We start from the raw sequence: 12,661 nt of genomic DNA, 5'->3' as shown, positions 1-12,661 counted from the left end.
TCGCGTTGAAACCAGTTTCAGCGCGATTCTGGTATATTTAAGTATAAATTTAGCAGTAATATTGAAACATCACATTAAATTTAATCATCATTATGTATTGTAATGGTTGACGAGGCAGCCGTGACCAGCAATATCAGTGATGAAACAAGGTTTATCATGTATCGCGCTGTTACCCAGGATATCGAAGTTATTGTAGAACCATTTTATCTGGAGGAGCAGTCTAATCCAGAAGAAAACCGATATGTCTGGGGCTATCGGATTACAATCGCCAATGAATCAGATGGCACGGTTCAGCTTCGTGCACGCTATTGGAAAATCACAGACGGGAATGGTCAGATCGAAGAAATTCGTGGACCGGGCGTCATTGGCGAGCAGCCGGTGCTCAACCCCGGTGATTCATTTCAGTATTCGTCCGGCTGTCCTTTGACCACAACATCGGGCGTGATGGTCGGGCGCTATTCCATGGAAACCGAAGCCGGCAAGCTTTTTGATATCGAAATTCCAGCTTTTTCGCTTGATTTGCCTGACCAATTGCGGACACTGAATTAATGTTTGATCAAACTCAAATGCCTTATGTGAAGGCACTCGCCTGCTCCCTTTTTGTGTGCGTGATCGCTGTAGGTGCGCTGTTTATGGGCTACACCCTGCCGAGCATTCAGGCCGGTAAGGCTGGTTTGCCCGAATTGCTGGCACTGGCGCTTGTTCCTGGTCTTGTCGTGGGCTTGTTTGCCAAACGTTCAGAAAAGCCATGGCCGTTATGGCTGATTATAGCTGCCTTCATCATTCTGCTGATTGGCGTCACGCTCGCCCACGAGGCCGTAGTATCCTGGAAAGCTGGCAACACGTTGTTGCCATAGGGATAGCGTCAGGCCTTCTTGACGAATTCAGTTTTCAACACCAGACCTTTGACCTGTTTGGTGTTGCACTCAATTTCACCTTCGCGGCCATTGAGACGGATATTCTTGACAAGCGTTCCACGCTTGATTGTCTCGGACGTTCCCTTGACCTTGAGATCCTTGATCAGAGTGACGGAATCGCCGTCCTGCAATTCGGTTCCGTTGCTGTCTCTTACGTCCACAATGGCGATCCTTGTTGCGCGAAAAATCAGTTTTTTGGCAGGAATTCCGCAGGATCAAATTCGTAGTGGGTCGAGCAGAACTCGCAGGTTACACTGATCTTGCCGTCTTCAATGCTGTCAGTGATCTCTTCGGCCGTAAAACCTGAGAGGACACCCGCAATTTTTTCCCGCGAGCACGAGCAATCATCATTCACCGTAACCGCATCAAACACGCGGACACCGCGTTCGTGAAACAGACGATAAAGCAGGCGTTCCGAGCCGACCTGAGGATCTGTCAGTTCGGAACTTTCGATGGTTGCAACCAACGCCTTTACTTCGGCCCAGTCATCATCTTCCTCAATCTCTTCATATTCCAGATCGCTGTCAGGAATATCACCAGCGGGAAGGTCCGGCTGGCGCATGCGCAGCGCGGATTCCGGCAAAAACTGCACGATCACGCCACCGGCGCGCCATTGTTCAACCGGCTTGCCATCCTCACCGCGTTCGATCAGCTTTGCAACAGAAAGGCGGATATCGGTCGGTATCTGTTCTGATTGGCGGAAATAGGTTTTTGCAATTTCCTCAAGGTTCGACCCATCCAACGCAACGATACCCTGGTAACGCTGGGTGTACTCGCCCTGATCGACAGTCAAAGCCAGCGTCCCGCCGCCCATCAACTGAACAGGCGAAAGCTTGTTCTCCGCCATTGCTTCCGCCAGACGTTCATCATCGTAGCGTGCATAGGCGCGCACTGAACTGGGCGTACGAAAATCAACCACAAGCATGTCGACAGGACCATCGGACTGCGACTGGAAGATGAATTTTCCGTCGAACTTCAGCGAAGTTCCCAAAAGAACGGTCAGCACAATGGCTTCGGCCAGAAGTTTGGCAACCGGATCGGGATAGTTATGCCGACTGAGAATATCGTCCAGTGTCGCGCCCAATTGCACCGCGCGGCCGCGCGCATCCAGCGCCTCGACCTGAAATGGAACAACAGCGTCATCCCCGGCGAAAACATATTCGTCGGGGCGATTTGCGACATCAGACATATTAGACACTCGGGCGACCTCCTTCGAGACACCAGGCTAGAATAGCCTTTTGTGCATGCAGACGGTTTTCGGCTTCATCAAAAACCACTGAATGCGGGCCGTCAATAATGGAATCCGTTACTTCCTCGCCGCGATGTGCCGGAAGACAGTGCATGAACAGCGCATCCGGATGAGCATGCTTCATCAACGAGTCATTGACCTGATAGGGCATGAACACATTGTGGCCGCGTGCACGGCCTTCCTGCCCCATCGACACCCATGTATCCGTGAGGATGCAATCGACGCCTTCGACCGCGGCAACCGGATCCGATGTTAAGCGAACTTTGCCGCCGGCATTCTTTGCCCAATCCAGATATTTGGCTTCGGGCTCGCTGCCTTCGGGCGTCGCAATGTTCAGATTGAAATCAAAGCGCGCGGCAGCCTCAACAAGCGAATGCAACACATTGTTGCCATCGCCCGTCCAGGCAAAGGTTTTGCCTTTGACCGAACCGCGATGTTCTTCGAACGTCATGATATCGGCCATGATCTGGCAGGGATGGGTATCATCTGTCAGCGCATTGATAACCGGCACGGTGGCGTTTTCGGCCATCTCCACCAGACGATCATGGGTCGTTGTGCGCATCATAATGATGTCGACATAGCGCGACAGCACCTTTGCCGTGTCGGCAATGGTCTCGCTGCGCCCAAGCTGCATTTCCGAGCCGGTAAGCATGATGGTCTCACCACCAAGCTGACGCATGCCGACATCGAATGAAACACGCGTACGGGTCGATGGCTTGTCGAAAATCATCGCCAGCACTTTGCCTGCGAACGGCTTTTCGATGTTGCCAGCCTTCAAACGGGTTTTACGGGCACGGGCATCATCGAGAATTGAGCGCAATACGCCTGACGAAAGCGCCGAGATATCCGTGAAGTGACGGAGGTCCTGCTTGAATGTCATGACAGTCCCCTACGCGATCTTCTGCCGGGCTGTAACCGACAAACGTTCGGCAGCCGCTTCGATCTTCGAAAGAGCCTCGCGTGCTTCTTCTTCGGTAACAACAAGAGGCGGCAGCAAGCGAATGACGTTGTCACCTGCGCCGACGGTCAACAGGTGTTCATCACGCAAAGCCTGCACGAAGGTCGTGTTGGGAACGACACTCTTGATGCCCATCAGCAGACCACGGCCGCGGATTTCCGCAACGACCTCGGGAAAACGGTCGATGATTGAAGCAAGCCCCTGTTTCATCACAAGAGCCATCTGCTGAACATGTTCAAAGAAGCCATCAGCCAGAATGACGTCAAGCACCGCATTGCCCACAGCCATAGCAAGGGGATTGCCACCATAGGTAGTGCCATGAACGCCTGCGGTCATGCCCTTGGCTGCTTCGGCTGTCGCGAGGCAAGCACCCAGCGGGAAGCCGCCGCCAATGCCTTTGGCAACAGCCATGATATCAGGTGTGATGCCCGACCATTCGTAAGCAAAAAACTTACCCGTGCGTCCAACGCCTGACTGCACTTCATCAAGGATGAGCAGCAGGTCATTCTCATCACAAATCTTGCGCAGACGGCGCAACTCTTCGTCCGGAACCGGGCGAACACCGCCCTCGCCCTGGATCGGTTCGATCAGGATCGCAGCAGTCTGCGGACCGATGGCGGCCTTCAGCGCTTTTTCATCGCCAAATGGCACCTGATCGAAACCTTCAACCTTGGGGCCAAAGCCTTCGAGATACTTGGCCTGACCGCCAGCGGCGATGGTCGCCAAGGTGCGGCCATGGAAAGCGCCTTCAAAGGTGATGATATGGAAACGTTCCGGATGTCCATTCACGTAGTGATAACGGCGCGCGGTCTTGATCGCACATTCCAGAGCTTCGGCACCGGAATTGGTGAAGAACACCTTGTCGGCAAAAGTATTGTCAACAAGACGCTGACCGAGCCGCGTCTGCCCTGGAATCTCATAGACATTGGACAGATGCCACAGTTTTTCAGCCTGCGCCTTCAGGGTCTCAACGAGATGCGGGTGCGAATAGCCAAGCGAATTGACGGCAATGCCGGCTGCGAAATCGAGATAGCGTTCACCATTCTCGGTTATCAACCACACGCCCTCTCCTCGCTCAAAGCGCAGATCCGCACGAGCAAAAGTGTCGTATAGCGGTTGCGCGTTTGCGTCCGTCATGTCGTTTCGGGCCTCCAATACCCTGTTTGAACCTGCTGTTTACTCAGAAGAAACCGGCAGCGATGAAATTAAAAAGCCGCCCACAAGGGCGGCCTGACCAGGGTAATATCGTCATTCGAATTGCAATTGTCAAATGAACACTTCGAAACCTTGCTTACATATTACCCCTTGAGAAAAAAGGGCTTTCTCCAAGATTTTCAGATCTCTAGGCGCTTTCTCATCCGGAAAACGACATATTCCTCTGGAAATGTCATTTAAGTCACGTTTCCGCGCGCAAGTTGGGGAAAACCCAAAAAAGCATAGCTGCTACCCATGCCTGACTCTTGTCACAGAGTCATCGCATATTGTAGCTTGAGAAACGGAATAACTAGATTTCGTGCGGCGGACCTCGTCACCTGGATAGATATAGTATCTGCAATCTGGAGCAATCCAGATGCGAGGAAGGATTCAGTTTAGAGTCCGCACAAGACGGAGCCAAGGAAGATGAACTGGACAGATGAGCGCGTAGAACAGCTTAAAAAGCTCTGGGCCGAAGGTCTGAGTGCAAGCCAGATCGCAGCACAACTGGGTGGCGTCAGCCGCAACGCGGTCATCGGTAAGGTGCACCGGTTGAAATTGTCGGGACGTGGCAAGACCACATCGACCCAGACGCGCAGCAAGAAAGTCAACACGACCGCTTCAAGCGGTCATCGCAGTGGCGTGAGCTCTTCCGTCCAGATGACCAGCCGCGTGGTAACCAAGAGTGTGGGTGCAACTGCTCTGCAGCAGGAATATTTTGCAGATACGGTAACACAGACGGTTATGAAGCCTTCGACCGACGTGGTGGTGCCGATTTCGCGCCGCCTCGAATTGGTACAATTGAGCGAACGCACCTGCAAATGGCCGATGGGCGATCCGCTGCAGCCGGATTTCCATTTCTGCGGCAATGATGTGAGTGAAGGTGGACCATACTGCTCTTATCACTCGCGTCTGGCCTATCAACCGGCGTCGGATCGCCGCCGCCCGCGGTAATTTGAACTCAGCTTTTCAATCAAGGCGCCGTCAGGCGCCTTTTTTGTTGGCTTAACCTTTGATCTTCTGTGGAGCAAACGCGACAGTGAAGGATGATCCCTCGCCCACACGCGAGCGGACAACCAATCGGGCACGGTGCCGCGTCAGAATATGTTTGACGATCGCCAATCCGAGCCCGGTACCTTTTTGGGCGCGGCTCGTCTCAATATTGACCCGGTAGAAACGCTCCGTCAGGCGCGGGATATGTTCTTCGGGGATACCGGGACCAAAGTCCTGCACGGTTGCCTTGATCCCTTCACCGTTGTTCTTGAGCTCAACGATCACTTTCTTGCCGGATTGACCATACTTACAGGCGTTTTCCAGCAGGTTCTGGAAAACTTGAGTAAGCTCATCGCGATCGCCAAGGACCATTACCGGACCGGAATCAATATTGCGCTCGATGGCGATATCAAGACCCGCAGCAAGCGGTTTCAATGAGTCAACGACGTGATTGAGAATAGTTGTCAGATCGACCTGATCTTTAACGGCGATGTGAGCTTTCATTTCAATGCGGGAAAGCGACAGGAGATCATCGATCAGCCTTGCCATGCGCTCGGCCTGCTTCTGCATGATTTCGAGGAAATTGTCGCGGGCAACGGCATCATTGCGGGCTGGTCCGCGCAAAGTTTCAATGAAGCCACTGAGCGAGGCAAGGGGTGTGCGTAACTCATGGCTTGCGTTGGCGATGAAGTCCGATCGCATGCGCTCCAGCCGGTGCGCTTCCGTCAGATCGCGAAATGACAGCAAATATTGCCGGTCCGGACCACCTGCCTGATCAAGCCGCAGAACCGTCGCCCGATACCAGCGCTCCATCGGCACACGTTCGGAATAGTCGATCGAACCAGCTTGTGCATCTGCCATCACCGACTGAACCAGAGTCTGCATTTCGGGTGCGCGAAAATGCAGGAGAAGCGTGCCGCCCCGTGCCAGAGGACCAAACGCCCCGTTTGCTGCGGGATTAACGTAAAGGATTGTCCCTTCATGGTCGAAGATGATGAGCGGATCCGGCAATTGTGCAGCAAGCTGTTGGCCCGACAGCCTAAAAATTGCGGGGTCATTCATCGGCTCAGTCGGGCTGGCGTCAATACGCGGAATGCTTGCCGATAAAGCAACCACACCCAGAAGCAGCAGCACAAGGATTAGAAAGCTCACCCAGCCGGAGGCGCCGGAGATGAGCACGAGTGCCGTGAGAAAAGCGGCGGCGGCGAGAATAAAGCGCGAGCGGATGATCCGCTGCAGCGCTCTTTGCCGTAAACCACGGCTTTCCTGACCCCAACCCCAAATGCTCATGCGCTCAACTCCCTGCCCTGCCATGCTTGTCATCGACACTGGACGCCATAACGCTGTCCCAATAACATGGCTTCATGTCAATTGAGGGAGACTGTCTTGGCCAAGAATTCAAAAAAGAAATCCGATCATTCAGAGAACGGTAAGACGACGCTTAAACTCAAGGTTGATGGGAAGAAGCGCAGTTTCAACATTGACGATCCTAAATTACCAGATTGGATCGATGATGGCGCCCTTGCATCCGGTGATTTCCCCTACACCGAAAAAATGGACAAGGATGAATATGCAGAAACGCTGGAACGCTTGCAGATCGAGCTGGTAAAAATGCAAAGCTGGCTGCAGGAAACCGGCGGCCGCGTCATATCGGTTTTCGAGGGCCGGGATGCTGCAGGCAAGGGAGGCACCATTTTCACATTGCGGCAATATATGAACCCCCGCAATGCGCGCAATGTTGCCCTGCCCAAACCCAGCGAGACAGAGCACGGCCAGTGGTATTACCAGCGCTATGTCTCCCACTTTCCGACCAGTGGCGAGTTCGTTACCTTCGATCGCTCCTGGTACAACCGGGGTGGGGTGGAGCCTGTTATGGGATTCTGCACGCCGGAACAGCATGAATCCTTTTTGGAAGAAACGCCGGGCTTCGAGCGCATGATCGTGGCCGATGGCATTTTCTTCTTCAAATTCTGGCTTAATATTGGTCAGACCATGCAGTTGAAGCGGTTTCATGATCGCCGTCACAGTCCGCTCAAAAATTGGAAGTTCTCGCCCATGGATATTGCGGGAGCGGAAAAATGGAGCGATTACACCAAGGCACGCGATGATATGATGGCACGCACCCATACGGCCCACGCACCATGGACCGTGGTAAGGTCCAATGACAAGCGGCGGGCCCGCATCGCTGTCATCCGCCGCGTGCTGTTGAGCCTGCCATACAAGGACCGTGACCTCAATGTCATCGGCAATGAAGATGCGTTAATTATCGGATCGGGCCCGGGTTTTATTGATTAGGTCGTACACTCCTAAATCTGATTGAAATGGTATGCGGCCATTTGTTCGGATACAAGGAGCAAAGGCGATGGGAATGTTTATCCATTCTCGAGCCTTTGCGACGCTGTAGCCGGGCAAATGGACCATATCCTCCGGACGCCGAAACGGCTGCAAGCTGCAGTGTCGAGCCGCTCAGCCGGGGGAAAGACCCCGCCCTTCGCGTCTCTCTTCGCGTCTTCTTGCCGTTTCAGGCGCCATTTCAGTTAGATTTGTGAGTTTACGACCTGGATTTTGAGGGCCGATGAGGCGTCTTTTCCCAAAGGAAAGGCGCCTTGTTTAACTGCCAGATTGCTCGCCATGCGGCAAAAGACATCAGGAGCCAATAGAACGGTATCCAGAGCAGCACGGCACCATGCATCGGCCTGCCGGCCAAGGCGCGACTGCCTAATATATGGTACGACCAATACCCGACAATGATGTTGATGAGATCGATAGCAATGATATTCGGGCGCAGTATCAGGACGTTGCTGCCAATCAGCCAATAAACTGCGGCCGTCACAAGGAAGGCCAGCGTAACAGGGTAGAGCAGAGCCGAAATGATCATTCCGGCCGCCAGAAGGTGGTAGACCAGAAACCGCCATATGCCGAATTGCCGAAGCAGGATTCCCGGTTGCCGCATCTGCACGAGCCAAGTTTGCATCCATCCCTTGAACCAGCGCGTGCGTTGGCGAAACCAGACATCAATTTCCGTGGGTGCGTCTTCGACCGTCGGCAGCGAGATCATGTCTGTCCGATACCCATGGCGTGCCAGTCTGGTTCCAAGCTCAGCATCTTCGGTGACGTTGTAAGGATCCCATCCACCAGCTTCTACCAGACACTCATAGCGAAAATGATTTGAGCTGCCGCCGAGGGGAAGCACCAGCCGATGCTGCGCAAGCCATGGCAGGAAGCCGTGGAAGTGTGCCGCATATTCAAAGGCAAACAGCCGAGAGATGACACTTTCGTGCGGGTTTGTGATCATCAAAGGCGCCTGCAGACAGCCTAGTTTCCCGTCGTTCGCACTGAAATAGTGAAAAGCTTCCAGCAACTGATCGGGGTGCGGCCGGTCTTCAGCATCATAAACAACGAGCAGATCGCCTCTTGCCAATTGCAGGCCGTAATTCAAGGCACGCGGTTTCGTGCGGGGGCCAGGTCCCGATATTGGTACAACGCTGAAACCGTACGGCAGCGGTTCGCATCTAAGCGCGTCCAATGTTGGGTGGTCATCGCTCTCGCAAAGCAACAGAACCTGCAGTTTTGATTGCGGCCAATTCAGGCGCGTCACCGCATCGATCAGTTGCGGAACGATCTCAGCTTCTCTGTAAAGCGCGATCATAACGGTGTAGACCGGCAATTCCCCAACGGAAATATTGGGCAATGGCCGGGTCAGGCGGCCGCGCGCACGTCTTCCCGCCAGGATACGCATGAAAACGCAGGCGAAAAAGAACACGGAAAAGAGGATGTGCAGGGACTCCCAGAGCAATTGCTGTTTACCAAATATCGTCAGCAGCAAACATACGAGCAATATGCCCACGAGCACGCCCTGCCTGCCCGTTAACACGACCTTTGCGGAATAGATCTGGTTGCTGTCTTCGACCATTCTCACAGCGCCATCTATCAACCTTTTTGCATGGCTTGACGCCAAAAGTTCAAAGAGCCTGGAGGGCGTGGTTATTCGCATGCGGGCGGCGATATCTGCTGCGGTGGGAAGACGGTCCTTAAGGGTAACGATATCGTCGATCGTCGGCACAACATAAATCAGTGCGTTCTCGTCACTCGCCAACACCCTGACGTGCCTTGTGTGCCGCAGAGCTGCAATGCTGAAATCACCAGATAAAACCACCTCCGCAGCATCTGGAATATCCGCAAAAACCAGCCCGACTTCGTCCGCAATGCAGCGGCCGATCATTGCTTCATCGTCGCATGCAGATGCGTAGAGCTCATCGATAAAGGAAGTTTTGTTGCTGATAGACTGCTTGAAGGCCCGCTGGATCAACGCCTTCGGCAAGCCGGCGTCATAAAAGCGCGCTGCCAGCCGAGCTTCGATTTCTCGATGTAGCACGCCGTTTAATATTTCATGGGTTTATTTGGCCGAGTTCCAATCACTGGAACGGCAAGTGATTGTACAAAACGCACAATTGTCATCGCGTGAATCCACAATTCAGAATTGAAAATGAATTAAAGTACAATCTACTAAAAACGCGCTTTGGCAGTATCCTTACCATTGGCGTCTGTATATTCAATTTCAAATCATAAAGCTGGTTATGCTTTTGAAACAATAGGCAAAAGGTCGTATTTATACTTTATTTTTGCCCCACATCATTCGTTCAACTGGACAACAGGGCCAAGGCCTATGAAACCTGTCATGTCTGCAACGCTCATGCTAAACTTCCGGCAAATCACCTGGCCTTATCGAGATCGAATGCATATCCGAACAATCGCTTTTTGCGCTGCAAGTCTGGTCCTGCCGGGCATATCCCCAACCAATGCCGCATCGGATTTCCCTCACTACTGGGACGGACGTGAACATGTGGCAAAACCTGATCTTCAAGCTGTTCAACGTATTCGTTTCGTTACAACAGTTGACTACCCGCCATTCAATTTCATCGATAGTACGGGGCGTATTTCGGGCTTCAATATCGATCTGGTGCGTGCCATTTGCAACGAGCTCAAGGCCACAGCGATTTGCCAGATCGAGGCGCGCCCGTGGAACGAGCTGCAACAGACCGTGGAAAACGGCGAGGCTGAGGCAATTATTGCCGGCTTGAAACCAACAGCGGCGCTGCGGGAAAAGTTTGCATTCACAGCGCCCTATATGCGCCTGCCTGCGCGTTTTGTTACGTTGAAAGAGACTGTGCTGGAAGAACCCCTTGCCGACAAGTTGGACAAGAAGGTGGTGGGCGTGGTGGCGGACTCCGTGCATCAGGCTATCTTCACAGATTATTTTCCCAACGATCGGTGGGTCGGCTATCCTACACGCGAACTGATGCTCAAAGATCTGCGGGACAAGAAGATCGACGCGGTGTTCGGCGATGGGTCCGACCTGTCTTTCTGGATTGGCAGTCCCGAGGCGCAGAATTGTTGCGCCTTTGCCGGTGGTCGTTACATCGCGCCACAATTTCTGGGCGATGGTTTAATGATCGCGACCACCACGAAAAATGCCGTCCTGATCGATGCTTTCAACTTCGCATTGAAATCCATGGAAGAAAAAGGCACGACTGCTGAACTCTATCTGCGCTACTTCCCCGTCAATTTTTACTGAAAACCCGCAGCCAGACACGGTCGAAAAACCTTGCAGCGATTGACGCGGCGAGGCTCCCGCCATAGTGTCCGCCCGCTCCACCACATGCCAGGAAAACAGGAAACCGAGAATGACTTCGCGCCCCGATACCCACATCGAACTGACCCCCGATCTGATCGCGGCGGCAGCGGAGGCCAAAGCATGGCCGTTCGAAGAGGCGCAGAAGATCATCAAACGTTATGAGAAGAGCGGATATCCGGAGACGATCCTGTTCGAGACAGGATATGGTCCTTCCGGTCTGCCACATATCGGTACGTTCGGCGAAGTTGCGCGCACCTCAATGGTCCGCCATGCTTTCCGTGTCCTGACCAAGGATGCGGTGAAGACCAAGGTTCTGTGCTTCTCCGACGACATGGACGGCCTGCGCAAGGTACCGGACAATGTACCGAACCGCGATATGATGGCCGCCCATCTGGGCAAGCCGCTGAGCCGAATTCCGGATCCATTCTCAAATGAATATCCGTCATTTGGTGCCGCCAACAATGCCCGGTTGCGCGCGTTTCTGGATCGCTTCGGTTTTGATTATGAGTTTGCGTCAGCGACCGAATATTATGCGTCTGGCCGGTTCGACGAAACTTTGCTCAAGATGCTGGCCGCCTATGACGATGTCATGAACATCATTCTCCCCACATTGGGAGAAGAGCGCCGCGGTACCTATTCGCCTTTCCTGCCGATCAGCCAGAACACCGGTGTCGTTCTGCAGGTTCCGATGATTGCACGTAACGTGCAAAAGGGCACCATCACCTACGAAGACCCCGATACCGGCGAACATATTGAAACGGAAGTGACCGGCGGCAAGGTCAAGTGCCAGTGGAAGGCCGATTGGGCTATGCGCTGGACGGCACTTGGCGTTGATTATGAAATGGCAGGCAAGGATCTCATCGACTCCGTTACCCTGTCGTCCAAGATTTGCCGCGCTATCGGCGGACGCGCACCGGAAGGCTTCAACTATGAGCTTTTCCTTGATGACAAAGGCCAGAAAATTTCGAAGTCGAAAGGCAATGGCCTGACGATTGATGACTTGCTGACTTATGCGCCAACGGAGAGCCTCGCGCTCTATATGTTCCAGAAGCCGAAGACCGCCAAGAAGCTGTATTTCGACGTCATTCCGAAGGCTGTGGACGAATATTTCACATTCCTTTCAGCCTATCAGCGGCAGGAATGGAAGGAACGGCTTGGCAATCCGGTCTGGCATCAGCATTACGGCAACCCGCCAGTGCTGGATATGCCGGTTCCCTTCGCCATGTTGCTCAACCTTGTCAGCGCGTCTAATGCTGAAAATGCCGACGTGTTGTGGGGCTTCATTTCGCGCTACGCACCGGGTGTGACAAAAGAAAACAATCCGAAGCTTCATGAACTCGTCACCTACGCGATCCGTTACTTCAATGATTTCGTCAAACCGACGAAGAAGTTCCGTCCAGCCGATGCGGTTGAACTTGAGGCATTGAAGGGTATTGACGCGCAGCTTGCATCCCTGCCTGCCGAGGCCGATGGCAATGTCATCCAAAACGCTATGCTCGATGTTGCGCGCGCCATAGAGCGGTATCAGGATCACACCAAGAAAAGTCCTGAGGGCGGGCCAGGTGTTTCGGTGTCATTCTTCCAGATGCTGTATGAAGTGCTGATCGGACAGGAACGCGGACCCCGCTTCGGTTCATTCGTGGCACTTTATGGCATCGCCGAAACACGCGCGCTCATTGCAAAAGCACTGGCTGGTCAGCTAGCATAAGTCAGGA

12 protein-coding genes are annotated in these 12,661 nt (G+C 53.4%); 6 read left to right on the top strand and 6 right to left on the bottom strand.

The features are described from left to right. Positions 1-156: 156 nt before the first annotated feature. Positions 157-549 carry a Co2+/Mg2+ efflux protein ApaG gene (gene apaG, locus HB779_RS08065; protein ID WP_188345835.1) on the top strand — a complete coding sequence of 131 codons (393 nt, stop codon included), beginning with the start codon at positions 157-159 and terminating at the stop codon, positions 547-549. Continuing rightward, positions 549-857, top strand: coding sequence for a hypothetical protein (locus tag HB779_RS08060; RefSeq protein WP_188345212.1), 309 nt, complete (start codon positions 549-551; stop codon positions 855-857). The genes apaG and HB779_RS08060 overlap by 1 nt, the downstream gene beginning before the upstream one ends. An 8-nt stretch (positions 858-865) precedes the next feature. Here the strand turns inward: HB779_RS08060 and HB779_RS08055 are convergent, their stop codons facing one another. Genes HB779_RS08055 through HB779_RS08040 form a run of 4 tightly spaced genes read right to left on the bottom strand, consistent with a single transcriptional unit; the run spans position 866 to position 4,261 of the window. Further along, positions 866-1,078: an alkylphosphonate utilization protein gene (locus HB779_RS08055; RefSeq protein WP_371823896.1), complete on the bottom strand. Its 213-nt coding sequence runs from the start codon at positions 1,076-1,078 to the stop codon at positions 866-868. A 26-nt stretch (positions 1,079-1,104) separates the two neighbouring features. Beyond that, positions 1,105-2,106: an Hsp33 family molecular chaperone gene (locus HB779_RS08050; RefSeq protein WP_188345211.1), complete on the bottom strand. Its 1,002-nt coding sequence runs from the start codon at positions 2,104-2,106 to the stop codon at positions 1,105-1,107. A 1-nt stretch (position 2,107) separates the two neighbouring features. Further along, complete coding sequence (gene argF, locus HB779_RS08045) at positions 2,108-3,046, bottom strand: ornithine carbamoyltransferase (protein ID WP_188345210.1); 939 nt, start codon at positions 3,044-3,046, stop codon at positions 2,108-2,110. Between the two features lie 9 nt (positions 3,047-3,055). After that, positions 3,056-4,261, bottom strand: a complete 1,206-nt coding sequence (locus tag HB779_RS08040; protein WP_188345209.1) for an aspartate aminotransferase family protein — start codon at positions 4,259-4,261, stop codon at positions 3,056-3,058. A gap of 483 nt (positions 4,262-4,744) precedes the next feature. On the opposite strand from HB779_RS08040, the gene HB779_RS08035 reads away from it, so the two are divergent. Beyond that, positions 4,745-5,272, top strand: coding sequence for a GcrA family cell cycle regulator (locus HB779_RS08035; protein ID WP_188345208.1), 528 nt, complete (start codon positions 4,745-4,747; stop codon positions 5,270-5,272). Positions 5,273-5,323: 51 nt separating this feature from the next. Here the strand turns inward: HB779_RS08035 and phoR are convergent, their stop codons facing one another. Then, entirely contained in the window at positions 5,324-6,601 is a 1,278-nt protein-coding gene (gene phoR / locus HB779_RS08030; RefSeq protein WP_188345207.1) for a phosphate regulon sensor histidine kinase PhoR, read from the bottom strand. Positions 6,602-6,697: 96 nt separating this feature from the next. Here phoR and ppk2 point away from each other — a divergent pair, with 96 nt between their 5' ends. After that, entirely contained in the window at positions 6,698-7,606 is a 909-nt protein-coding gene (ppk2, locus tag HB779_RS08025) for a polyphosphate kinase 2 (RefSeq protein WP_244642486.1), read from the top strand. 256 nt (positions 7,607-7,862) lie between these two features. Here ppk2 and HB779_RS08020 read toward each other — a convergent pair whose 3' ends face one another. Beyond that, on the bottom strand, positions 7,863-9,686 hold the full coding sequence (locus HB779_RS08020) for a glycosyltransferase (protein ID WP_188345205.1): 1,824 nt from the start codon (positions 9,684-9,686) through the stop codon (positions 7,863-7,865). Positions 9,687-9,848: 162 nt separating this feature from the next. Between HB779_RS08020 and HB779_RS08015 the strand changes: the two genes are divergently transcribed. Together HB779_RS08015 and HB779_RS08010 are read left to right on the top strand one after the other, a co-directional pair. Beyond that, entirely contained in the window at positions 9,849-10,886 is a 1,038-nt protein-coding gene (locus HB779_RS08015; protein WP_244642485.1) for a transporter substrate-binding domain-containing protein, read from the top strand. Between the two features lie 109 nt (positions 10,887-10,995). Beyond that, complete coding sequence (locus HB779_RS08010) at positions 10,996-12,654, top strand: lysine--tRNA ligase (RefSeq protein ID WP_188345204.1); 1,659 nt, start codon at positions 10,996-10,998, stop codon at positions 12,652-12,654. Positions 12,655-12,661: the final 7 nt, after the last annotated feature.

The organism is Phyllobacterium sp. 628 (assembly GCF_014189505.1).
Taxonomy (GTDB): Bacteria; Pseudomonadota; Alphaproteobacteria; order Rhizobiales; family Rhizobiaceae; genus Phyllobacterium.
The sequence above is the reverse complement of the archived record's forward strand: the minus strand, read 5'-3'. Positions and strand labels throughout refer to the sequence as shown.